The sequence below is a fragment of the Alcanivorax sp. UBA3183 genome (assembly GCF_002364155.1).
Taxonomy (GTDB): Bacteria; Pseudomonadota; Gammaproteobacteria; order Pseudomonadales; family Alcanivoracaceae; genus Alcanivorax; species Alcanivorax jadensis.
Map to the genome: position 1 here is coordinate 1 of NZ_DEXN01000002.1, position 22,290 is coordinate 22,290.

Genomic DNA, 22,290 nt, shown 5'->3' on the forward strand with positions numbered 1-22,290 from the left:
AGCTATGCTTGCATGGCGAATGGCTGTCAGGTTCGCAATGCGTTTGCCTGAAACAGCCCCCCCATTCGCCATGCAAGCATAGCTCCAACGGGGCCGGTGAGAGCTAGTCGCCGATGCGGGCGAAGCGCGGCTGGACCTTGCCGTCGCGCTCCACGGTTTCGGTGAACATGGCCAGGGGCCGCACCCACAGGGCCTGGTCGCCGTAGAGGGGGCGATAGACCACCAGGGTGTCGCCGGTTTCCGAATGGGTGGCAGTGCCAATGACCTGGTACTCGTTACCCTTGAAGTGCCGGTAGCGTCCCGGTTGCAGCTCACTCATTGCCTTTCTCCGCGCTGCGGGCCAGGCGTTCGGCAATGGCCGCCAGCACCTGGGGATTCCAGGGCAGGCCCACATGGGTGCCCTGCACTTCCACATTATCGGTAAGCGGCCCCTCTTCTTCCTGACTGCATTGCCAGGACACGATGCCGTCCTGTTTGGTGAAAATGGCGGTACAGGGCACCGGCGGCGCCGGGATACGGGCCTCGAAGGCCTCACGGTCCGGTGGTGGCCGCCTGGGGTTGAAGAGGTTGAACAGGGAGGTGACGTTGTTGGCTTCCGGGTCACCATTGATGGGGCTGCCCAGGGTGAACACCTGGCTGACCCGCTCCGGGTAGGCGCGCGCCAGTTCGCGGGCAAACACGCCGCCCAGGCTCCAGCCGATCAGCGCCACGGGCTGGCCGTGACGGGTCTGGATCGCCTGCAGCTGACTGACCAGCATGGCCTTGCGCTTGCTGTTCATGCCCAGATTGGTGCCCTGGGCCCAGCCGTAAACGCTGTAACCCAGCCTGCTCAGGCCCCGACGCAGCGGCCGGGTACTCACATCGCTGGCGCCGAACCCGGGCAGCACCAGCACAGGCTGGCCACGGCCGGCGGGCAGCTGACGATGCCCCAGGCCTCGCAGCAGGTAACGGCCATAGGCCAACATGGCCCGGCTTTCTCCCAGCAACAGCCCCAGGGAGGGCGCGGATGGCTTGTCTGTCATCGCAAATTCCTCATTTCTCTCAGCCCCCATCGTAACCGGCGTGGCGGTGACCACCTTGGTCATGACGCGAGCAGAAGGCGCGCGCGGGTCATGGCGCTTCGGCTTTGTTTATCGTCGGTAACTGTGTGCTGGCAATGCGCAACAGCTGTGGCCGGGTCTGAGTCCTTACGCCATGATGGTGATAACCAGGGAGGTGCACAATGAGCAAAAATAAGAATGCTACCCGGGCAGACCACCAGGTAATTGTGGTGGGCGCCGGGTTCTCCGGACTGTGTATGGCGATTCAGCTCAAGGAAGCCGGGTACGATGATTTCGTGGTGCTGGAAAAAGCCGCGGATATCGGTGGTACCTGGCGGGACAATATCTACCCGGGCTGCGCCTGCGATGTGCCCTCCCATCTGTACTCCTACTCCTTTGCCCCCAACCCGCGCTGGTCGCGGATGTTTGCCCCTCAGCAGGAAATCTGGGATTACCTGAAACGCTGCGCCGACAAGTTCGGGGTCACCCCGCACATGCGCTTCAACTGCGAGGTGGAGCGGGCGGTCTACGACGAACAGAAGCAGATCTGGCATGTGACCACCCATGACGGCACCGAGCTGACCACCCGGATTTTCGTCTCCGGCATCGGCGCGCTGAGCATCCCCGCTTATCCGAAACTACCCGGGGTGGAGAACTTCCAGGGCGAGGCCTTTCACTCCGCCCGCTGGAACCATGATTACGATCTCACCGGCAAACGCGTGGCGGCGGTCGGCACCGGCGCCAGCGCCATCCAGTTTGTGCCGCGCATTGCCCCCGAGGTGAAGCAGCTGGATCTTTACCAGCGCACCCCGCCCTGGGTGCTGAGCAAGCCGGACCGGCGCATGACGAAAATTGAAAAGCTGCTGTTCAAGACCCTGCCGGTGACACAGAAGCTGTTTCGGGGCGGCATCTACTGGTGGATGGAAAGCCGGGTGCTGGGCCTGGCGGTGGACCCGCGCGCCATGAAGCTGGCCGAGCTGTATGGCCGCCACTTTATCCGCCGCAACATCAAGGACCGGGAACTGCGCAAGAAAGTCACCCCGGACTACACCATCGGCTGCAAGCGCATTCTCATGTCCGACGAATATTACCCGTCACTGAATCGCGACAATGTGGCGGTGCTTACCGACGGCATTCAGGAAGTGAAGGCCCACAGCATTGTTGATGGTCAGGGCGTGGAGCGCGAGGTGGATTGCATTATCTACGGCACCGGCTTCAAGGTCTCCGACCCCATCGGCCCCATGCAGATCATCGGCAAGGGCGGCGAGGAAATTCGCGACACCTGGGACGAGACCGGCATGGAAGCCTACCTGGGCATCTCGGTGAGCGGCTTTCCCAATTTCTTCATGCTGCTGGGACCCAATACCGGGCTGGGGCATACCTCCATCGTGTTCATGATCGAGGCACAGGTGAACTACGTGATGCAGGCGGTGAACAAACTGCTTGGTGAGGGCGGCGGCTCTTTGGACGTGAAACCGGAGGTGCAGGCAGGATTCAACCGGCGCCTGCAGGCGCAACTGGATGATGCGGTATGGTCTTCCGGTGGCTGTGAGAGCTGGTACCTGGACGAATTCGGCAAGAACCGTACCCTGTGGCCCAGCTTCACCTTCCAGTACTGGATGCGCACCCGCAAGTTCGAGCCGGACAAGTACCAGTTCGAGCCCGAATCGGTCTGATCGGGACACCCGGGGAACCCGGCGGCAGGCATCCTGTCCTAACGAAGACCCGAATCATCAAGGAGATGCCATGCCTCGCCTGACACTTGCCCTGTTCCCCGCCCTGCTACTGCTGGCCGGCCAGACCTTCGGCGCCGATCGCCCGGTATTCGGCTGGGTGGAAAAGACCACTATCGAGCCTTGGGGGGTGGAGCTGAAGGCGAAGCTGGACAGCGGCGCCCTGACCTCATCCCTGCACGCCACGGATGTGGAAGTATTTGAAAAAGAGGGCGACGACTGGGTGCGCTTTACCGTGGGTGTGCGCGATGAAGCCAGCGGTAAAAAGATGGAAAAAACCTTCGAGAAGCCCCGTTACCGCAAGGTGCTGATCCGCGGTGCCGGTGGAGTTGATCGTCGCCCCGTGGTGTTGATGAATCTGTGCATGGGCAACACCATTTATGAAGAGCAATTCACCCTGAACGACCGCTCGGACATGATCTACCCGGTACTGCTGGGTCGCCGCACCCTGTCCCACCTGGGGTACCTGGATGTGACACAGACCTTCACCCATTCCCCGGACTGCGATGAAGGCTCCATCGTCAAACTGGACAAGGACCAGGAAGACGACAAGGACATTGACGATTGATGATTGATGATTGATGTCACCATCCTCTTGTAGGAGCGCCGCTTGAGGCGCGAACCGAGCGAAGCGAGGAAGGCTTTCACAAGTAAGTTCGCGCCTCAAGCGGCGCTCCTACAGGAGGCTGAGCCGCTTTCCGTTACGCCGGATTCACCTCGAAATACCCGAACAACCCATCCAGCGCCTCGCGCAGCACATTGCCCTGCAGGCTGATGCGCGCCTGCAGTTCTGCCACTGCATCGTCCGCATCCATGGCGTCGATATTTTCCTGCAGCAGATCCAGCGCCTTGATGCGCTTGATCTCCAGCTTGTCGTTGATATCCAGCTCCAGGGAATCCTGCCAGGCCAGGTTGATGCGGGTGGCCACCATGCCGGTTTCCAGGTGGGCGAGGATTTCTTCCTGGCCCAGGTCCACGGCGGTGAATTTCACGGCGGCGCCTTCGTCCTTGGTGCCTTTCAGCTCGCAACGATCACCCAGGGTGAAGCCTTCCGGCAACAGCTTGGTGTCTTTCAGCCAGTTGCTGAAGCTGGTGTAGGGGGCGGAGTTGGGGGCCGGATACGCTACCGGCAGGGTGCCGATGGCCTTGCGCAGACAAGCCACCACTTCTTCGGCACGGCTGGCGGACGAGGCATCCACCATCACCCGCTTGCGCTCAGTATCGATCAGCAAAGAAGTACGGCGGGAGCGAGTGAAGGCGCGGGGCATCAGCTCGAAGGTGATCTGCTCTTTCAGATCCGCCTTTTCCTTGCGACCCACCTTGCGGCCTTCCTCGTCCTGGATGTGCTCCACTTTCTCGTCGAGCAGCTCCTTGATCACCGGCCCGGGCAGCAGGCGCGAGGTTTCCTGGTAGGTGCAGTAGATAAAGCCGTCCACCGCATAGACCATGGGGTCCTGCCCTTTCAGGGGCGGCACAAAACCTTCAGTGCGCAGGGTCTGGGAGCCACAGGGCTGGCAGCGGTTCTGGTCCAGGGTTTCATCGAGCTCGGCCACGGAGGAAGGAAAGGCCTCTTCGCCCACAAACACAACCAGATTCTTGATCCACATAAACAGGTTCCAAGCAGGGGGCGACGAGAAAAGGCGCCGCCGGACAGAAAAGAAAGGCTGGCCACAGTAGCGAAATGGCCGAAGCGGCTCAAGCGCTCATTCCGGAGAATCGGACAAGAATCCGGCAGGAACTGCGGCGCCTGTTAAGGGTCACTGTCATTAGGCTATTTCCGGCTGCCAAAAGCGACCGGGACTATCACACAGCATCTACAGGAGCAGGTGATGAAAACACTGACATTCCCCAACGGCGACACCATGCCGCAACTGGGCCTGGGTACCTGGAAATCCCAGCCCGGCGAGGTCTACGAGGCCGTGAAGGCGGCTATCGAGATGGGTTACCGGCACATCGACTGTGCCCACATTTACGGCAACGAGGACGAAATCGGCCAGGCCCTGCAGGATGTGTTCGCCGCCGGCACCGTGCAGCGCGAGGACCTGTGGATCACCTCCAAGCTGTGGAACAGCGACCATGCGCCGGAGGATGTGCAGCCGGCCCTGGAAACCACCCTGAACAATCTGAAGCTGGATTATCTCGACCTGTACCTGATGCACTGGCCGGTGGCCCTGAAGAAAGGCGTGCCCTTTCCCCAGTCCGGCGATGACATGGTGTCCCTGAACGACCTTCCCGTGGCGACCACTTGGGCGGCCATGGAAGCGCTCGTGGATAACAATCTGACCCGGCAGATCGGCGTCTCCAATTTCAGCGTGAAAAAGCTGGAAGACCTGGTCGGCCAGGCACGATTGAAACCGGCCATGAACCAGATCGAGTTGCACCCCTATCTGCAGCAGACCGCCATGCTGCGCTTCTGCCAGCAACAGGGCATCCACCTGACTGCCTACTCCCCGCTGGGCTCCTCTGATCGCCCGGACGGCCTCAAGGCCGAGGACGAACCGGTGCTGCTGGAAGACCCGATCATTCATGATATCGCCGATAACCACAGCGCCAGCCCGGCACAGGTGCTGATCGCCTGGGCCCTGCAGCGTGGCACCGCGGTGATTCCGAAATCGGTGAATCCGCAACGGCTGCAACAGAACCTGGCCGCTGCGGATCTGACTCTCAGCGAGGACGACATGAACGCCATCGCCGAGCTGGATCGTCACCGCCGCTATGTGGACGGCGGCTTCTGGGCACAGCCGGGCAGTGATTACAGCCTGGAAGGTCTCTGGGACGAGTAAGCCTGAGCCCGGCCCCTCCACCGTTGGAGCCTTGCTCGCAAGGCGAACCCGATATTCCATGACCGGGATATTCGCTTTGCAAGCAAGGCTCCAACGGCAACCATCACGGTTTGTCCTATAACGACTTGGCCATTGTCGGCATCTACTGGTATTTCTTGGGCATATTTTTCCATCAGAACCAACAGGATGCCCCATGGATTTTCTGCGCACCCCGGATTCCCGTTTCGAACGACTGCTGGACTACCCTTTCGAGCCCAACTACACGGACGTGGGTGGCCTGCGCATGCATTATCTGGACGAAGGTCCGGCGGATGCCAAGCCGGTGCTGATGATGCATGGCGAGCCGTCCTGGTCGTACCTGTACCGGCACATGATTCCGATCTGCGCCGCTGCCGGCCACCGGGTGGTGGCGCCGGACCTGATCGGTTTCGGAAAATCCGACAAGCCCACCGACATCAACGCCTACAGCTATCAGAGCCACATGGACTGGATGCAATCCTGGCTGGAACAGCTCGACCTGCGTGACATTACCCTGGTCTGCCAGGACTGGGGCTCGCTACTGGGCCTGCGCCTGGCGGCGGAAAACCCGGAGCGCTTCCGGGCCATCGTGCTGGGTAACGGCATGCTACCCACCGGCGATCTGAAAGTGCCCAAGGCGTTTCAATTGTGGAAGAATTTCGCGCTCTACAGCCCGGTATTCCCCATCGCCCGCATCATCGGCAGTGGCACCTTCAAGAAGCTGGGGCCGGATGAGCGACGGGCCTACGATGCGCCCTTCCCGAGCAAGAAGTACAAGGCCGGCGCCCGGGCTTTCCCGAAGCTGGTGCCAGTCACCCCGGATGACCCGGCCAGCGATGCCAACCGCCAGGCCTGGAAGGTACTGGAGCAATGGGACAAACCGTTCCTGACCACCTTCAGCAATGGCGACCCGATCACCCGGGGCGGCGACAAGTACATGCAGGAACGCATTCCCGGCGCCAAGGGGCAGCCCCACCAGACCCTGGTGGGTGGCCACTTTCTTCAGGAGGATTCGCCGGTGCAGTTTGCCCAGGCGGTGAATGCGCTGATTGCTGGGCTGGAGTCGTAGCTTTTTGGAGGCTTGCTTGCAAGGCGAAGCGACCAGATAACTCTTCGCCTTGCGAGCAAGGCTCCAACGAATTCTGACCGCTATCCCTCAGGCGGGAACCGCTTCCTGGGACAACGACCAGAATGCCATCCGGTTGCGGCCCGCTTCCTTGGCCTGATAGAGCGCCTGATCCGCCCGGGTGAAGAGCTGCTCCTCACCCAGGGTGTCGCCGGTACCGGAACAGGTGACGCCGAAGCTGGCGCTGACATGGAACGGCGCCTCCCCCTCCACCACCACCGGCGTGCCGCAGAGTCTCTGCCGGCAACGCTCGATCACCTTGGCGGCACCCTGCTGATCCGTTTCCGGCATCAGCAGCATGAATTCCTCGCCTCCGATGCGACCAATACGATCGGTTTCCCGCAAGCAGTCCCGCAACACCCTGGCCACCATCAATAGCACCTTGTCGCCTATGGCGTGTCCGTAGCGATCGTTGATTTGCTTGAAATGATCCAGATCCATGACGCAGACCGACACCGGGTTGCCGCTACGGCGACTACGGGCCAGCTCGTAGCTGAACTGGTCGAACAGGGCGCGACGGTTGTCGAGGCCAGTGAGCGGGTCGGTCACCGCCAGGGCCCGGATCTGCTTTTCACGAATCTGCCAGCGCCGCAGCAACACATAGGTGAAGCCGAACACCATGGCCAGAAACGGCGTGGCAAAGGCGATCATGCTGTTGACCCAGTACACGGAGACCAGATCCTTGGTCACTGGGTCCGCCTTGAGCATAGGGGCGTACTGTAATTTTCCCTGCACGATCAGCGCATAGATGGCCAGTACCATCACGGTGTGAATCACCAGGCTGCAGGTGACCCGCTTGAAATCAAAAAGGATAAAGCCGGTGAGCGGCGAGCCCACCAGCACCAGGCCCACGATCGGGTTATACAACCCCATTACATAACCAATGCCGAGAAAGGAAAAACCGAAGAAATGGATGCACACATTGGGGTAGGCCACCGAGTGACGCTTGGTCTTGTGCAGGGCCATTCCCCAACAGCTCAGCAACAACCAGCCGATCACGTTGAAAAGGAAAATATCCCGAGCCAGCCAGGCCCCTTCCACAGACAGGAATTGCTCACCGAAACGGGTGTAGTTCACCGTGAACAGCAGCCAACCGAGAAACCCTAGCATCAGCAGGCCGGTGAGCACCGACAGCAACAGGCTCTTGTCCCGATCGCTCCAGTCGAGCAGATCGGTGATGGGCAGCGGATTGCGGTCAACCGCTGGCATGGCATGAGTTCTCATTCATACCGGAATTATGTCACAGGGCCGATCCCGCTGAGTGAAATCTGATCAACGCTGGTGCCCCGGCTGCCACCAGTGGTCGGAAATACTGCACGGCATTTTCACTGTTCTGGTGCAGACCGGAACGCAGGCAAGCCTCATCATAGAGTGTGATTGCATCGGCACCAGGTGGGGCTCTGCAATCAGGGGCGAGTACGGGTCATCAGCAGGGCCGGCCCGTCCGGTGTCTTCACCACCTGGCGGGCAACAAAACCGGCATTGCGAAAACAGTGGATGGCGCGAAGGTTATCTGGCGCCGGATCGGCAATGACTTCAGTTACCTGGGGATCATCAAACAGCCGATCCACAAAGGCACTCACCGCCGAGCTGCCCAGGCCATGATCCAGGTGGCTCTCGCTGGCGAGAAACACATCCACCCCACGCACGCCCGGGTCATCAATTTCCAGCCACCAGCCTTCATGGTGATGCTCGATGGGCGCATAACGCTGAATGAACCCCAGCGGCTCGTCATCCAGGCGGATAAAGAAAAACATGGCGCCACCAAAGCAGCGCTGGGCCGGATGGTAATCGCGAACCACCTCTTCAAGACTGCGCTGCGGCCCCCACCAGCGGCTGACATGCTCGCGACCCAGCCAGTCATGCAACACCGGCAGGCTCGCGTCGGTGAGCGGCGTAAAGGTGAGCCTATCCGTTGCCACTGAGACTTTCATAACGTTACGCCACTGCCTCCCTGCCTGCCCCCTGTATAGAAATATCTATACGCCTCCCACAAGAGTAGCCAGCATCCATGTTGGTAACTGCCATCGGTTTATCGTTTTCATTCATTCGACACAAAGGTCGATATGGTTAATTAAATAGCGAATTTCACTCTTTACATCAACCTGAGTTGAGGTTTTATGCTTGACTCTCCTTTTTCCGACAGGGACCCATACCATGGCGCTGGATATTGATGCCTACCTGCAGCGAATCGGCTACCAGGGAGACAAGACGCCTAACCTGAATACCCTCAAGGCCCTGCAACGCTTACACCTGCAGGCCATCGCCTTCGAGAACCTGAACCCGCTGCTGGGGCTCCCTGTGCCACTGGACAGCCAGGTCCTGATGGACAAGCTGGTTGTTCAGCGGCGAGGCGGATACTGTTTCGAGAATAACCTGCTGTTTCTGGAAATCCTGACTGGGCTGGGATTTCAGGCACGTGGTATTACCGGGCGGGTCTACTGGAACCAGCCCGACGATGCCTGGCCGCCGCGCTCGCATATGCTGCTACTGGTGACGATTGACGGCGAAGAGTATCTCAGCGATGTGGGATTCGGCGGCATGACTCCGACTGCCCCGCTGAAGCTCCATGCCCGTCATCCACAAAGCACACCGCTGGAGCCTTTTCGGGTGGAGGCGCATCAGGATCATTACAGCCTGTGGGTACAGCTCGGGGAACAGTGGCGATTGCTTTATCGCTTCGACCTGATGCAACAGGGTGCCGTGGATTTTGAGATGGCCAACTGGTATGTGGCCTGCCACCCACAATCCAAATTCGTGAACAATCTGATTGCGGTGCGGACCGGAGAAGACCGCCGTCATACCTTGCTGAACGATCTTTATACGGTGCGGTTTCCGGATGGCAGCAGCGAAAAGCAGACGCTGGGTTCGGCAGCTGAGTTATGGGAATTACTGGAAGGGGTATTTGCCATCAATATGGCAAAGATAGAGAGAAAGGGTATGGAGAAAGTACTTAAAGAAAAATCACTATTCCGATAATGGAACAGTGTAAAAAGCTTCGCCTTGTGAACAAGGCTCCAACGACATAACTCACCGCTGTTGGAGCCTTGCTCGCAAGGCGAATCGCTACTCGTAACTCAGGTGGGTCGCTTTGCCCCGGAACACCCGATAGATAAAGATCGTGTAGCCCAGAATCATCGGCAAGGCGATGATGGCACCCCAGAAGGTAAACAGCAGGGACTCCGTGGCCGACGCTGCTTCCCAAATGGAAATCTGCCCCAGGACAATATCAGGGAACAGGCTGTAGGCCAGTCCGATACTCGCCAGAACGCACACTACCATCAAGGCGACAAACGCCAGCCAGCCATACCCATTGTGCAGGATCTGTTTACTGTTGAAGATCCAGACCAGCGCCACATAGGCCAGCGCTGTGGTGATCGGAATAGGCATCAGACCGATGGCGTTAGGCAGGGTGAACCATTTGTCAGCGATGGCGCTGCTTACCAGCGGGGTAGCGATGGAAATGAGCAGCAGGAAACCTCCCATGGGCCATACCGCCATTCGCCCCCAGCGTACCGCCTTGTTGAACAGCTCGCCCTCGGTCTTGATCAGCAGCCAGGCGGCACCAAGCATGATGTACAGGGATGGCAACGCCACCGCGATCAGTGCAGCGAACAGGGTGCTGGTGGCATCGCCGGTGAGCCCGGTGACAAAGGCGCCCAGCATCCAGCCCTGACAGACCGACGCGACCAGGGAACCAAACGCAAACAGACGGTTCCATTTCGCCTTGTGCTTGTCGCCGGCCTTGACCCGGAAATCGAACGATACCCCGCGCAGAATCAGCCCCATCAGCATCAGTGTCACCGGCAAGTACAGGGAGGTGAGCACGATGGAATGCGCCTGCGGGAAGGCAATCAGCAAGATACCCACGCCCAGTACGATCCAGGTTTCATTGGCATCCCAGAACGGCCCGATGGCCGCCACCATCACATCCTTTTCGTCATCGCTGGCGAAGGGCAGCAACATGCCGATGCCCAGATCGTAGCCATCGAGAACCACATAGATAAGCAGTGCCAGCCCCATGGCGCCAGCAAAGAACAACGGAAGCCAGTATCCCAGATCCATCACGCTTCTCCTTCGGCAGTTTCCGCGTCGTTCATGGCCCGTTGCTGAGGCGTCAGCGTCAGGGAACGTGCCGGCTTGGTGGCCATATAACGCAGGGTGGCGATGTAGGACACCAGCAAGAACAGGTACAGCAATACATAGCCGAACAGTGTGCCTGCAACAGTGGCACTACTGTGATCCGCCACCACATCGGCGGTTCGTAGCAGCCCATCCACCACCCAGGGCTGACGGCCGATTTCGGTGACATACCAACCCGCCAGCACCGCGATCCAGCCAGAGAATGTCATCACCGACAGGGCACGCAACAGCCAGGTCTGTGTCTCGCGACTTTCATCCCGGTTGCGGAATAACCGCCAGGCGGACCACCAGCCCACTAACACCATCAGCATGCCAATGCCGACCATCACCCGGAACGCCCAGAACACCGGCGCCACCGGTGGGGTTTCCCCCTCAAACTCATTGAGGCCGAGCACTTCGCCGTCCCACTCGTGGGTGAGAATCAGGCTGGCCAGGTTGGGCACCTTGATGGCCATGTGCGTGGTCTTTTCTTCCTCATCGGGAAAGCCGAACAGAGTCAGGGGGGCCCCTTTTTCCGTTTCCCAGATACCTTCCATGGCGGCGATTTTGGCGGGCTGGTGCTCCAGGGTGTTGAGCCCGTGCAAGTCACCGATAAATACCTGTAACGGAGCCAGCACAGCTGCCATCAGCGCACCGGTGCGCATCACCTTCCAGGTGGCCGGGCCATCCACACCGCGCATGGCCCGCCAGGCGCTGATACCCATGATCAGGAAAGCCGCAGTCAACAGCGACGCCGTGAACATATGAGCGAAGCGATAGGGGAAAGACGGGTTGAAGATGACTTCCCACCAGCTTTCCACGAAGAACACGCCGTCTTCAATGCGATAGCCTGTCGGCGTCTGCATCCAGGAATTGAGGCTGAGGATCCAGAATGCAGAGAACGAAGTTCCCACGGCCACCAGGGCGGTGGCAATCAGGTGGGTACGATTAGATACCCGGTCCTTGCCGAACAGCATAATGCCCAGAAAAGAGGCCTCCAGGAAAAAGGCAGTGAGCACTTCATACCCCAGCAACGGCCCGGCGATATTGCCGGCACGCTCCATAAACCCGGGCCAGTTGGTGCCGAACTGGAAACTCATGGTGATACCGGACACCACCCCCAGCGCGAAACTCAGAGCAAAGATCTTTACCCAGAAGAAGTAGGCATACTCCCAGGCCTTGTCACCAGAAAAGGTGTAGCGCAACCGGAAATAGAACAGCACCCAGCACAGGCCGATGGTGATGGTGGGAAACAGGATATGGAAACTGATATTGGCCGCGAACTGCAGCCGGGCAAGCAAGAACGGATCGAACTCCACGGGCGCAACCTCCACATGACAGGCCTGCGAACAGGATTCATAATTTTCTCTAGGCTAGCACATCAGTATTACGGCGGCGTGTGACAAATTGCCCTAGGTCAACCGCCTGCTAAATAACGGCCTGGGGAACGGTGTTCCCCCTGACAATACGCCAACAAACGCTGAAACCCAGCATTATCCCCAGACGCAGCAGAATAGCGCGAACCCCGTCATTTGATGGAACAGGCCCCATAAGGCTGTAAAACCGTCATGCCATCAACACCACGACCCCTCTCTCGTTCAACGGCAGTTACCGCACAGCAATTGAACGCACTGGCAAAGCTGAGTAGCTTATTGTCTGTAATCCCTGCATCGTTTTTGCGCGATGCTGACAATAACCTGACCTGCAGCGAGCCATGGCCCTGACTTCCGCGGATGTCCGCAACGCCGAAACCCTAAAAAAAGACTACAAGCTCCGGGACGACAAGGGGCTTTACCTGCTGGTAGAGACCAATGGCAGCCGTACCTGGAAATTTAGCTACCGGTTCGATGGCCGCAGCAAGGTCATCACCCTGGGCCCCTGCCCCGAGGTCACCCTGGCCTTTGCCCGCCAGCTTCGTGACGAAGCCCGGGAGCTGATCGCCGACGGCACTGATCCGCTCACCCGTTGCGAAAAACGCGAAGTGTTCAGCCCCTCGGTGGAAACCTTCGAGGCGGTGGCGCGGGACTGGCTGGAACGGGTCTACCGCTTTGAGGTCTCGGAAGAACAGTTCCGTCGCACCAAGCGACAGATGGAAAACTACCTGATTTCCAGCATTGGCAAGCGGGTGGTCAGCGAAGTGACCCCGGAAGATCTGAAATCCCTGGCTGCCGCCCTGGGCGCCGAAGGCCATCTGGACAAGGGCAAGCGGGTACTGGGTATCGCCAAACGGGTCTACGGCCATGCCCGCGATACCGGCGTGGCCGGCTTCCAGCAGACCGGTGCCCTGCGCCGCCGACTTACCGGTTCCGGCACCGAGCCGGAATTCCTGCTCAGCACCCGTGAGCAACTCTTCAATCTGGCCAGTGGCGTGCTCGGACAGTGGAGCCGCACCACCACCACCGCGGCGCTCAAGCTGACTGTCTGGCTGCTGGCCCGACCCAGCGAGATCGTCAACGCACGCTGGTCGGACATGGATCTGGATGCCGGCGAATGGCGCATCCGCCGCAAAAATCCGGACAGCCCGGACGGCAACAAGATCATTACCGTGCCCCTGCCCCGCCAGGCGGTGGAGCTATTGCGGGAGATGGAACCGATCACCGGCCGCCAGGAATATATCTTCCCCGGCACCCGCGATCGCAAGAAGCACCTGGGCGCCAGCACTCTCACCGGCGCCCTGAAAAAAGTGACCCGCACGACACCGGTCTCCACCGACAACCTGCGCACCCTGGCTGCCACTGCGCTGGGCGAGCTGGGCTACCAGGCGGAACAGATCCAGTCACAGTTGCTCAACCAGACCGGCGACGAACAGAGCGACCGTCAGCTCTATCAGGAAAAACGCCGGGAAATGCTGCAGGCCTGGGCGGACTATCTGGATAACACTGTCATCGGCAAGGTAACACGTCGCTAAGCGTTACAAAGAACCATGCCGACGCTGGCATCCAATAGCTCGGAGCCGCCACCATGGAACCGTTTGATAATCACCAAAACCTGATCCAGACGGTCCTCACTCTCTCCGAGGAGAATGTGCGTCACGGCCTTGGCGGGCCCTTTGCTGCACTGGTGGTCAAAAATGGCGCCATCATTGGTCAGGGCTGCAACCGGGTAACGGACCAGCATGACCCCACCGCCCACGCGGAAATGGAAGCCATTCGCGCCGCCTGCCGCCAGCTGGGTAGCCACCAGCTGCATGGCTGTGTGATCTACAGCAGTTGCGAGCCCTGCCCCATGTGTCTGGGCGCCATCTACTGGGCCCGGCCGGACAAGCTGTTCTATCTCAACAGCCAGGCCGATGCGGCTCGTATCGGTTTTGATGATCAGTTCATCTACCAGGAGCTGGCTCGACCGGTCGCGCAACGCCAGCTGACCACCGAACAACTTGATCACCCGCGCCGGCTGGCCGCCTTCGAGTTATGGCAGGCCAGCAGCGACCGGGAAGACTACTAGGCAGTCTCTGTTCGATTGTGGGAATGTTGGCGGTTTTTTCAGGAAGTGCCTGGCCACCAATACAGCACACCGAATGACCCCGCCCGATCCCTCCTGTTAACCTGTACGCCCATGGTTTGCAGAGCGCCCACAATGACCCGCCCCTACGGTTTCCAGTTCGACAACAGCTACACCCACTTGCCGGAAGACCTGTTTTCCCGCTGCCCCCTGCAGCCGGTGAAGGCGCCGCAGATGGTGTTGTTCAACCGGGCTCTGGCCGGGGAACTGGGGCTGGACGGCGAGGCACTGGACAGCCCGGCCGGGGCTGCGATTCTGGCAGGTAATGAGCAGATCGACGGCAGTGACCCGATCGCCCAGGCCTACGCGGGCCATCAGTTCGGCAACCTGACCATGCTGGGCGATGGCCGCGCCATTCTGCTCGGTGAGCAGCTCACCCCGGACGGCGCGCGCCGGGACATCCAGCTCAAAGGCGGCGGCCGCACGGTGTTTTCCAGGGGCGGCGATGGCCGCGCGGCACTCGGCCCCATGTTGCGCGAATACATCATCAGCGAGGCCATGCATGGCCTTGGCATTCCCACCACCCGCAGCCTGGCGGTGGTAGCCACCGGTGAATCGGTATTACGGGAAACCGCCTTGCCCGGCGCCATTCTCACCCGGGTAGCGGCATCGCATCTGCGGGTGGGCACCTTCCAGTACGCCGCCGGCCGACAAAACCCGGCGCTGCTGGAAGCACTGGTGGATTACACCCTGAACCGCCACTACCCGGATCGACAACCCGCCGACAACCCGGCCCTGACCCTGCTGGATGCGGTCATGGACAGCCAGGTGGATCTGATCGTCCACTGGATGCGGGTGGGTTTTATTCACGGCGTACTCAATACCGACAACGTGACCCTCAGTGGCGAGAGCATCGATTACGGTCCCTGTGCTTTCATGGACAGTTTTGACCCGGACACCGTATTCAGCTCCATCGATCATCAGGGCCGCTACGCCTACGGTAACCAGCCCACCATCACCCAGTGGAACCTGAGCCGCTTCGCGGAAACCCTGCTACCGATGATCGACGAGAATGTGGACAGCGCCATCGAAAAAGCCACCGCCATCATCAAGTCTTTCAGCGAACGCTACAACGAAAAATGGCTGGCAATGATGAAGAAAAAGCTGGGGTTGTTCGGTGATGACCAGGTGGATGAAAAACTGATTACCGATCTGCTTGAATGGATGAAGGTGAACCAGGCGGATTACACCAATACCTTCCGCGATATCACCGGCGAACACTTTCCCGCCGGTGGTTTTTACCAGGATGACGCCTTCATCAATTGGCACCAGCGCTGGCAGGCCCGCCTGGGTCGCAACTCCAAACCCCTCAAGTCGTCCCTGTGCCTGATGCGCAATCACAACCCGGCGGTGATCCCCCGCAACCATCGCGTGGCAGAAGCCTTAACGGCGGCGGAACAGGGTGACCTGGCTGTCACCACAGCACTGCTGAACGCACTGGCCGACCCCTATGCGGATCGCGACCCGGACGACAGCTATCGACAGCCGCCGGCTCCGGAGGAGCGGGTCTGCCAGACTTTTTGCGGAACCTGATAACCGGCTGACCCAACCATGGATTTCTCCGCCCCGCAAAAGACTCCGCAGGAGCGACGCTATTCGCTGCGGGCCGGTCTGCGGTCTTTGCTACGCACCCATGGCAATACTTGAGTCAGCACTTCAGCTCAGGAAACCGATGAGACATTCACGGCGAAACCACTGCGCTGCCATAGCCATGCCACCCTCAGGGTATGCAGATTGATCAACACCGCCAGAGCCCATTCAAAGCCGTCATCCATGGTGTCGTAGTGCTCGGGCCAGATCACCCCCAGTATCAGCGACGCGATTCCCATCAATAGGGTAAAACCGCATAACCGCAGCAGCGATTTCCCCGCTGCTGACATCGGACTGTGCCGCAGGGACACGCTCAGCCCCAGCTGGGCCAGAAACGTGAGGCCGAAAAATCCCACCACGCCGATCCGGCGCAGCAGGTAAGGGGTATCTCCCGCATGGCCAAGGACCACCGTATAGAGCGCCAGCGGCAGCGCCGCCAGCATCCCCAGCCACCACCAGATTTTTGGCTCCACCTGCATGTGGCGTAGCCAGTGACGGTTGGCCCACCAGAACAGCATCATGCAGACGCAGGCCGGCAACATGCCGGCCTTGAAAACGAAATAGGCGGTACCGGAACGGGACGCCCGGGAAATGCTGGTGCAGCCCTCGAACCAGGGCAGACACCAGGGCACCAGCTGCTCACTGGCAGACAACAAATAACAGACATGCATGGTCACCAGTGGCAACAAGGTGGTGGCCCAGGCCAGGGGGGACAAGCGAACCGGCGTCGATGGCATCGTCATGGCGCCAGCGTAGCGCAACACGGCGCACCGTCACACCTTGCCACCCTCAATACAACCCCCAAACGCAACGCCTAGCGCAGGATGCACTGAGCCCAGGCGGGCTGTTCCATCAGGACGCCAGCGGTGCACGCCACCAAGTCTCTCCCCCCTGCTCAACAGGCAACTTGTACGACTCACCGGGCAGGTAGACAGGGAAACAATTCCATTACAAAACATCGCAGTAAATGGCTATAAAAACGTTTTCTTAAGAACAGAATAAAACCAGTCATAAAAACACAGTTCGGCAGTGGCAACCTCCCTGCAGTCACCCATCAGCATCGCGATAACGCGCTCTCTGTTCGCTATGCCCTGTGACCTCTCAAGCCCCTGACGGGCAGGCTCTCCTTCAGCCATAAAAGAGACACATGGCACATCCGGTTGCCCCGTCGCTGTCACCCACAGGCGGACAATAATGATGAAAAAACAGTACGCATCCATCGCCAGCCTGGCACTGCTTGTTACCGCCTGCGGTGGCGGCGGCAGCTCTGATAGCGTGTCGCAGACGCCAGGCTCGACCCCGCAATCCCCCACTCCCAACCAACCCGTGCCACCGCCCGACATGTCGGTGGACTGCCAGCGGGAGAGCTGGGTGGCGGGCACCACAGAACTGTGCGACGGCACACTGATCTACCGTGACTATGTCTACGATGACTACGGCGCGGATACCGGCCTGGTGGGCCTGTCGCCCCTGACCGTAATGAATCTGCTGTCACGGGGTGGCGGCGTGTTCAATCCGATTGCCAACACCCCCGGGCTGCTGTCTCCCACTGCGGGCGATCAACGCTACCCTGCCGGCATGGAAAACACCGCCGACCTGGTTTCGCTGGCACTGGCTCTGGATGGCGATGAACTGTCTGTTCGCTTCGAGCTGAATACACTTTATGGCAGTGATGACAGCCTCGCCGTCATCGCCATTGATACTGACAATGACAGCAGTACCGGTGGTGGCGTCTGGTCGGGCCTGGGCATTCGCAGTGACGGCTGGGATGAGATCTATACCTTCGCTGAAGGCGACCCGATCAACAACATTATTGCTGGTCGAATTCCTGCGCCAGAAACCGAACAGTGGCGCATTCAGGCTGTGGTGGCGCAGCACGACGGCACGGTCATGAATGTGGCTTTCCGTGGCCCCGATGAATCCGCCCGGGCGGCTTCTATCCCGGAACAGATTCTTCCCGACGCGGGCAATTTCTGGGAAGACAAACAGTCACAGGCGCTCGGCAACGGCGACATTTCCGTTTTCGGGGAAGTGGTTTCACGCAGCGATCTGGAAAACCGCATCACCCGCCCTGCGGAGCCGGTCACCGGTTTTCAGCAGCGCGTTTACACCTCCCAATACACGCTTCCTCCCGGTGAAGGGGTCTCGCTGCGTGGCGTCCCCGGCCGCCAGGGTGATACCGGCCTGCCCTGCGACCAGTATTTTCATTACCTGGGGAAATACCAGCCCTACGGTTTTTACGTGCCGGAGCAGGACGGCCCCCACGAGCTGCAGCTGGTTCTGCACGGCTGCGAAGCCAACCACGCCAGCCAGATCAACCAGAGCAATTTCCAGACCTCTTTCGCCGATGCCAACAACCGCATTCTGGCCGCCCCCCTGGGCCGCGGGCCGCGGGGTTTCTATACCGGGCTCTCGGAGCGTGATGTGCTGGATGTTCGCGCGGACGTGGAAGAACACTACCCGATCGACAGCCGCAAGGTGCTGGTGAGCGGCTATTCCATGGGCGGCTATGGCACGCTGAGAATGGCGGCACTGTATCCACAGGATTACGCTGCCGGGGTGAACTGGGTGGGCTTTACCGGCAGCCTGTTAAACCTGCCATTGGAAAGAACATTGCTCGACTCTTTGACGGATCTCACCGGCATTGAGCTGCTGGATGCCCCCTTGTCTGCATTCCAGGAACTGCAGCAGGAGTTCAGCATTGGTGCGGAAGACAACGTGCTGGATTACCTGGGAAATCTGGAGCATATCCCGGTGGCCAATGCCTACAGTGCGGCCGATGAAATCGTGCATGTCACTACGGCTCTGGCACTACAGGAAAAATATGTAGCCGGAAATTCAGACTATGTGTTCTACCTCCATCTACCTGCGGAGCACCTGACCTATATCCTGCTGGATGAATGGCAGAAGATGGCCAATTACAGCGCCAACCGTGTGGCCGTTAGCCGGCCGAGCACGGTCAGTTACTACTACGATCCGGCACAGGCCTACCCGGAATATGCCATTGATCACAATCGCGCTTACTGGGTCAGCAACATTCTCAATCGCTCCACCGAGCCCAGCCAGATTTCACTGCAAAGCGATGGCTGCGGCACACCGCAGATGGATCGCCAGTTCACCTCAGGAGCTGGCACTTACCCGATACCCTGGGTAAGCACGCAACGGACATTGAGCAGCGATTCCTTGCTACCAGGCGGCAACACCCTGACCGGATCGCTGGAGAACATTCATCACATGACCATTGATGTTACCGATAGCTGCCTTTCAGGCGCCATCAATCTGGACATCGACAGTGACGGTAGCAGCACCCTGGCATTCAGCGATGGCAGAGAGGTAGACCTGGTTCAGGGACGCAACCAGCTTTTCGTGAACCCGCTATAAACGGATGAAACCGAAAGCCCCGGCGACGGGGCTTTCGCCATGCCAGGCATGGCCCGGTTATTGATTCGCTTGCAGTTTATCCAGCGTACGCAATTCGAAGTCGCTGGCGTCATGCCGCTCCCACAGTTGGCTGGAAGGATCACCCCAGGCCCGGTTGACTTTACGGCCACGTTCCACCGCTGGGCGCTTGCTGATCTGCTCGGTCCAGCGCAGCACATTCTTGTAGGTGTGCGCCTCAATAAATTCCGCCGCTTCATACACCTTGTTGGTCACCAGGGCGCCATACCAGGGCCAGATGGCCATGTCGGCAATGGTGTACTCGTCGCCAGCGATGTAGTCGTTTTCCGCCAGCTGACGATCCAGTACATCCAGCTGCCGTTTGATCTCCATGGTGTAGCGATTGATCGGGTATTCGTACTTTTCCGGGGCGTAGGCATAGAAATGACCGAAGCCGCCACCCAGCAGCGGCGCACTGCCCATTTGCCAGAACAGCCAGCTGAGCGCTTCGGTACGTTTGCCCGGGTCCGTGGGCAGGAATTCGCCAAACTTTTCTGCCAGGTAAAGCAGGATATTGCCGGACTCGAACACCCGGCGTGGCGGGGTAACGCTGTGATCCATCAAGGCGGGAATTTTAGAGTTGGGATTCACCTCCACAAAGCCGCTGCCAAACTGGTCGCCATTCTGGATATTGATCAGCCAGGCATCGTATTCCGCATCCTTGTGGCCTTTCTCAAGAAGCTCTTCGAGCATCACCGTGACCTTTACCCCGTTGGGGGTGGCCAGGGAGTAAAGCTGCAGGGGATGCTTGCCCACTTGCAGGGCCTTGTCATGGGTGGCCCCGGCGATAGGGCGATTGATATTGGCAAAGGCGCCGCCATTGGCCTGGTCCCACTTCCAGACACGGGGTGGGGTGTAGGTGGGGTCAGACATAGTTGCTCCCGATCGATGACAGGCATGGCCTGTGCACGTTGAATGTTGCCTCATCATGGCCAGCCCGAGCGCCGGGAACAAGCTGAAAAAAATGAACAAACGCTTCAGTTTAATCGATCGATCGACTCACTCTCATGCTGCTGCACTTCCCACAGGTGCGCATACAAACCGCCCCGGGCCAGTAACTCAGCATGGCTGCCCTGCTCTGCCACCTGGCCGTTGTCCAGCACGATAATGCGATCCGCATCCATGATGGTGGATAGCCGATGAGCAATCACCAGGGTGGTCTGCTGGTGAGAAATGTCGCTAATTGCCTTGAGGATGATCTTTTCCGAGTGGCTGTCCAGGGATGATGTGGCTTCGTCGAACACCATGATCGGCGGGTGCTTGAGCAATGCCCGGGCGATGGACACCCGCTGCTTTTCGCCGCCGGAAAGTTTCAGGCCCCGCTCGCCCACCACGGTGTTTTCTCCCTTCGGCAGTGAAGCGATGAAGTCGGACAGATAGGCCAGACGAATCGCCTCGCGCACCTCCTCGTCGCTGGCATCAATGCGACCGTAGCGGACATTCTCGAAGATGCTGGTGTTGAACAGCACGGTATCCTGGGGCACCACGCCAATCTGCTGACGCAGGGAGGTCTGGCTGACCTGGCGAATCGACTGGCCATCGATGGTGATATCGCCACTACTGACGTCATAGAACCGGAACAGCAGCTTGAACAAGGTGGATTTACCCGCCCCGCTGCTGCCCACAATCGCCACCTTCTGTCTGGATGGCACGGTAAAGCTGACGCCACGAATAATGTTCCGGGTATCGCCATAACCGAAGTGCACATCATGAAAGCGGATCTCGCCATCGCCCACGGCCAGTTCGGTAGCGCCTTCGCGATCCACCACACCGGGCTCTACGTCCATCACCGCAAACATGTTTTCAATGTTGGTCATGGCACCCTTCATTTCCCGGTAAACAAAGCCGAGAAAATTCAGCGGCATGAACACCTGCATCATGAAGGCATTGATCAGCACGAAATCACCCAGAGTCATTACCTTGTCGGTAACCTGCACCGCAGCCATTATCATCGCGGCTGTGACAGCGGCAGCAATAATCAAAGACTGACCGGCATTGAGAGCAAACAGTGACAGCCGGTTTTTACCCCGTGCCAGCTCCCAGCGCTCCAGGTTCTCGTCATAGTGGCGGGCTTCAAATTCTTCGTTGGTGAAATATTTCACCGTTTCATAGTTAAGCAGGCTGTCGATGGCGCGGGTGCTGCTGGACGATTCCGCCTGATTGGCCTCACGAATAAAGGCCAACCGCCATTCGGTGGCAAAAATGGAGAATCCCACATAGGCCACCACCGCTACCGCCACGATCAGTGCGAACCAGGCATCGTAATTCCACAGCAACAACCCGATCACCATGCCGATTTCCAACAGGGTGGGCAGAATGTTGAACACCATGAAACGCAGCAGAAAGCTGATGCCGTTGGTGCCCCGCTCAATATCACGGGACAGCCCGCCGGTGCGGCGATTGAGATGAAAATCCAGATCCAGGGCATGCAGATGCCGAAATACCTTCAGACCGATTCGCCGCATGGCCCGCTCGGTAACACGACCGAACAGGGTGTCGCGCAGCTCACCGAACAGGACATTGGAGAAACGCACCACCCCATAGGCCAGCAACAGACCCAGCGGCAGGGTAATCAACTCACTGGCGTCGTTGGCATCCAGCCCGTCAACGATGTGCTTGAGAATAAACGGCAACCCCACGCTGGCCAGCTTGGCCAGCACCAGGCAGACCACCGCCAGGGCAATGCGGGTACGGAATTCCAGCAGATAGGGAAACAGGGTTTTCAGCACAGACCAGTCGATGGGCTTGGGGGTAACGTCCTGGCTCATACCGCGCATAAAAAGGCCTGCCTTGAAGAAAAGAGCCCGCAGTATAACAACATGGCGGGCAACCATCGGATGACCGAAAACCTGGGAAGCCGATTACCGTTAAAGATACTGAATCGTGGGCCAGCCTTTCTGTAGGAGCTTAGCGTAGCGGAGCAACGGCCGCAGACCGAC

19 protein-coding genes are annotated in these 22,290 nt (G+C 59.3%); 9 read left to right on the forward strand and 10 right to left on the reverse strand.

The features are described from left to right. Positions 1 to 103: 103 nt before the first annotated feature. Both B3Q33_RS00025 and B3Q33_RS00030 read right to left on the reverse strand, forming a co-directional pair. Positions 104 to 319: a DUF1653 domain-containing protein gene (locus tag B3Q33_RS00025; protein WP_062815549.1), complete on the reverse strand. Its 216-nt coding sequence runs from the start codon at positions 317 to 319 to the stop codon at positions 104 to 106. After that, positions 312 to 1,022 (reverse strand): esterase/lipase family protein, encoded by a 711-nt coding sequence (locus tag B3Q33_RS00030; RefSeq protein WP_272963437.1) that lies wholly within the window; start codon positions 1,020 to 1,022, stop codon positions 312 to 314. Before B3Q33_RS00030 ends, B3Q33_RS00025 begins: the two co-directional genes overlap by 8 nt. Before the next feature lie 200 nt (positions 1,023 to 1,222). Here B3Q33_RS00030 and B3Q33_RS00035 point away from each other — a divergent pair, with 200 nt between their 5' ends. Both B3Q33_RS00035 and B3Q33_RS00040 read left to right on the forward strand, forming a co-directional pair. Then, complete coding sequence (locus tag B3Q33_RS00035; protein ID WP_272963436.1) at positions 1,223 to 2,716, forward strand: flavin-containing monooxygenase; 1,494 nt, start codon at positions 1,223 to 1,225, stop codon at positions 2,714 to 2,716. A gap of 70 nt (positions 2,717 to 2,786) precedes the next feature. Then, positions 2,787 to 3,341 (forward strand): ATP-dependent zinc protease, encoded by a 555-nt coding sequence (locus tag B3Q33_RS00040; protein ID WP_272963435.1) that lies wholly within the window; start codon positions 2,787 to 2,789, stop codon positions 3,339 to 3,341. 133 nt (positions 3,342 to 3,474) lie between these two features. Here the strand turns inward: B3Q33_RS00040 and B3Q33_RS00045 are convergent, their stop codons facing one another. Then, positions 3,475 to 4,380, reverse strand: a complete 906-nt coding sequence (locus B3Q33_RS00045; protein ID WP_035245402.1) for a recombination-associated protein RdgC — start codon at positions 4,378 to 4,380, stop codon at positions 3,475 to 3,477. Positions 4,381 to 4,602: 222 nt separating this feature from the next. On the opposite strand from B3Q33_RS00045, the gene B3Q33_RS00050 reads away from it, so the two are divergent. Together B3Q33_RS00050 and B3Q33_RS00055 are read left to right on the forward strand one after the other, a co-directional pair. Further along, the gene (locus tag B3Q33_RS00050) at positions 4,603 to 5,556 is read left to right on the forward strand and encodes an aldo/keto reductase (RefSeq protein WP_272963434.1); all 954 of its coding nucleotides are present in this window, start codon (positions 4,603 to 4,605) and stop codon (positions 5,554 to 5,556) included. A 193-nt stretch (positions 5,557 to 5,749) separates the two neighbouring features. Continuing rightward, positions 5,750 to 6,643, forward strand: coding sequence for a haloalkane dehalogenase (locus B3Q33_RS00055; protein ID WP_272963433.1), 894 nt, complete (start codon positions 5,750 to 5,752; stop codon positions 6,641 to 6,643). A gap of 87 nt (positions 6,644 to 6,730) precedes the next feature. On the opposite strand, the gene B3Q33_RS00060 is transcribed toward B3Q33_RS00055, so the two are convergent. Together B3Q33_RS00060 and B3Q33_RS00065 are read right to left on the reverse strand one after the other, a co-directional pair. Continuing rightward, entirely contained in the window at positions 6,731 to 7,909 is a 1,179-nt protein-coding gene (locus tag B3Q33_RS00060; protein WP_272963432.1) for a GGDEF domain-containing protein, read from the reverse strand. Positions 7,910 to 8,106: 197 nt separating this feature from the next. Beyond that, on the reverse strand, positions 8,107 to 8,634 hold the full coding sequence (locus tag B3Q33_RS00065; protein ID WP_272963431.1) for a GNAT family N-acetyltransferase: 528 nt from the start codon (positions 8,632 to 8,634) through the stop codon (positions 8,107 to 8,109). Positions 8,635 to 8,857: 223 nt separating this feature from the next. On the opposite strand from B3Q33_RS00065, the gene B3Q33_RS00070 reads away from it, so the two are divergent. Further along, positions 8,858 to 9,679 carry an arylamine N-acetyltransferase family protein gene (locus B3Q33_RS00070; RefSeq protein ID WP_272963430.1) on the forward strand — a complete coding sequence of 274 codons (822 nt, stop codon included), beginning with the start codon at positions 8,858 to 8,860 and terminating at the stop codon, positions 9,677 to 9,679. A gap of 87 nt (positions 9,680 to 9,766) precedes the next feature. Here B3Q33_RS00070 and B3Q33_RS00075 read toward each other — a convergent pair whose 3' ends face one another. Together B3Q33_RS00075 and B3Q33_RS00080 are read right to left on the reverse strand one after the other, a co-directional pair. Then, entirely contained in the window at positions 9,767 to 10,765 is a 999-nt protein-coding gene (locus B3Q33_RS00075) for a cytochrome d ubiquinol oxidase subunit II (RefSeq protein WP_272963452.1), read from the reverse strand. Next, the gene (locus B3Q33_RS00080; protein ID WP_035245560.1) at positions 10,765 to 12,141 is read right to left on the reverse strand and encodes a cytochrome ubiquinol oxidase subunit I; all 1,377 of its coding nucleotides are present in this window, start codon (positions 12,139 to 12,141) and stop codon (positions 10,765 to 10,767) included. Before B3Q33_RS00080 ends, B3Q33_RS00075 begins: the two co-directional genes overlap by 1 nt. A 395-nt stretch (positions 12,142 to 12,536) precedes the next feature. On the opposite strand from B3Q33_RS00080, the gene B3Q33_RS00085 reads away from it, so the two are divergent. The 3 genes from B3Q33_RS00085 (at position 12,537) to B3Q33_RS00095 (ending at position 15,856) form a co-directional block, all read left to right on the forward strand. Next, positions 12,537 to 13,730 carry a tyrosine-type recombinase/integrase gene (locus B3Q33_RS00085; protein WP_035245417.1) on the forward strand — a complete coding sequence of 398 codons (1,194 nt, stop codon included), beginning with the start codon at positions 12,537 to 12,539 and terminating at the stop codon, positions 13,728 to 13,730. Positions 13,731 to 13,783: 53 nt separating this feature from the next. Beyond that, positions 13,784 to 14,266, forward strand: a complete 483-nt coding sequence (locus B3Q33_RS00090; RefSeq protein WP_272963429.1) for a nucleoside deaminase — start codon at positions 13,784 to 13,786, stop codon at positions 14,264 to 14,266. 132 nt (positions 14,267 to 14,398) lie between these two features. Further along, positions 14,399 to 15,856 carry a protein adenylyltransferase SelO gene (locus B3Q33_RS00095; RefSeq protein WP_272975636.1) on the forward strand — a complete coding sequence of 486 codons (1,458 nt, stop codon included), beginning with the start codon at positions 14,399 to 14,401 and terminating at the stop codon, positions 15,854 to 15,856. A gap of 128 nt (positions 15,857 to 15,984) precedes the next feature. On the opposite strand, the gene B3Q33_RS00100 is transcribed toward B3Q33_RS00095, so the two are convergent. Then, on the reverse strand, positions 15,985 to 16,656 hold the full coding sequence (locus tag B3Q33_RS00100) for a hypothetical protein (RefSeq protein ID WP_273010189.1): 672 nt from the start codon (positions 16,654 to 16,656) through the stop codon (positions 15,985 to 15,987). 451 nt (positions 16,657 to 17,107) lie between these two features. Between B3Q33_RS00100 and B3Q33_RS00105 the strand changes: the two genes are divergently transcribed. Then, entirely contained in the window at positions 17,108 to 19,294 is a 2,187-nt protein-coding gene (locus B3Q33_RS00105; protein ID WP_272975638.1) for an alpha/beta hydrolase, read from the forward strand. 57 nt (positions 19,295 to 19,351) lie between these two features. On the opposite strand, the gene yghU is transcribed toward B3Q33_RS00105, so the two are convergent. Both yghU and B3Q33_RS00115 read right to left on the reverse strand, forming a co-directional pair. Then, positions 19,352 to 20,224 carry a glutathione-dependent disulfide-bond oxidoreductase gene (gene yghU / locus B3Q33_RS00110; RefSeq protein WP_272975639.1) on the reverse strand — a complete coding sequence of 291 codons (873 nt, stop codon included), beginning with the start codon at positions 20,222 to 20,224 and terminating at the stop codon, positions 19,352 to 19,354. A 104-nt stretch (positions 20,225 to 20,328) separates the two neighbouring features. Further along, positions 20,329 to 22,128 (reverse strand): ABCB family ABC transporter ATP-binding protein/permease, encoded by a 1,800-nt coding sequence (locus B3Q33_RS00115; RefSeq protein ID WP_273010272.1) that lies wholly within the window; start codon positions 22,126 to 22,128, stop codon positions 20,329 to 20,331. Positions 22,129 to 22,290: the final 162 nt, after the last annotated feature.

Coding starts and splice junctions, on each gene's coding strand:
- B3Q33_RS00025 (WP_062815549.1), bottom strand. CDS start 319: ATGAGTGAGCTGCAACCGGGACGCTACCGGCACTTCAAGGGTAACGAG.
- B3Q33_RS00030 (WP_272963437.1), bottom strand. CDS start 1,022: ATGACAGACAAGCCATCCGCGCCCTCCCTGGGGCTGTTGCTGGGAGAA.
- B3Q33_RS00035 (WP_272963436.1), top strand. CDS start 1,223: ATGAGCAAAAATAAGAATGCTACCCGGGCAGACCACCAGGTAATTGTG.
- B3Q33_RS00040 (WP_272963435.1), top strand. CDS start 2,787: ATGCCTCGCCTGACACTTGCCCTGTTCCCCGCCCTGCTACTGCTGGCC.
- B3Q33_RS00045 (WP_035245402.1), bottom strand. CDS start 4,380: ATGTGGATCAAGAATCTGGTTGTGTTTGTGGGCGAAGAGGCCTTTCCT.
- B3Q33_RS00050 (WP_272963434.1), top strand. CDS start 4,603: ATGAAAACACTGACATTCCCCAACGGCGACACCATGCCGCAACTGGGC.
- B3Q33_RS00055 (WP_272963433.1), top strand. CDS start 5,750: ATGGATTTTCTGCGCACCCCGGATTCCCGTTTCGAACGACTGCTGGAC.
- B3Q33_RS00060 (WP_272963432.1), bottom strand. CDS start 7,909: ATGCCAGCGGTTGACCGCAATCCGCTGCCCATCACCGATCTGCTCGAC.
- B3Q33_RS00065 (WP_272963431.1), bottom strand. CDS start 8,634: ATGAAAGTCTCAGTGGCAACGGATAGGCTCACCTTTACGCCGCTCACC.
- B3Q33_RS00070 (WP_272963430.1), top strand. CDS start 8,858: ATGGCGCTGGATATTGATGCCTACCTGCAGCGAATCGGCTACCAGGGA.
- B3Q33_RS00075 (WP_272963452.1), bottom strand. CDS start 10,765: ATGGATCTGGGATACTGGCTTCCGTTGTTCTTTGCTGGCGCCATGGGG.
- B3Q33_RS00085 (WP_035245417.1), top strand. CDS start 12,537: ATGGCCCTGACTTCCGCGGATGTCCGCAACGCCGAAACCCTAAAAAAA.
- B3Q33_RS00090 (WP_272963429.1), top strand. CDS start 13,784: ATGGAACCGTTTGATAATCACCAAAACCTGATCCAGACGGTCCTCACT.
- B3Q33_RS00095 (WP_272975636.1), top strand. CDS start 14,399: ATGACCCGCCCCTACGGTTTCCAGTTCGACAACAGCTACACCCACTTG.
- B3Q33_RS00100 (WP_273010189.1), bottom strand. CDS start 16,656: ATGACGATGCCATCGACGCCGGTTCGCTTGTCCCCCCTGGCCTGGGCC.
- B3Q33_RS00105 (WP_272975638.1), top strand. CDS start 17,108: ATGATGAAAAAACAGTACGCATCCATCGCCAGCCTGGCACTGCTTGTT.
- yghU (WP_272975639.1), bottom strand. CDS start 20,224: ATGTCTGACCCCACCTACACCCCACCCCGTGTCTGGAAGTGGGACCAG.
- B3Q33_RS00115 (WP_273010272.1), bottom strand. CDS start 22,128: ATGCGCGGTATGAGCCAGGACGTTACCCCCAAGCCCATCGACTGGTCT.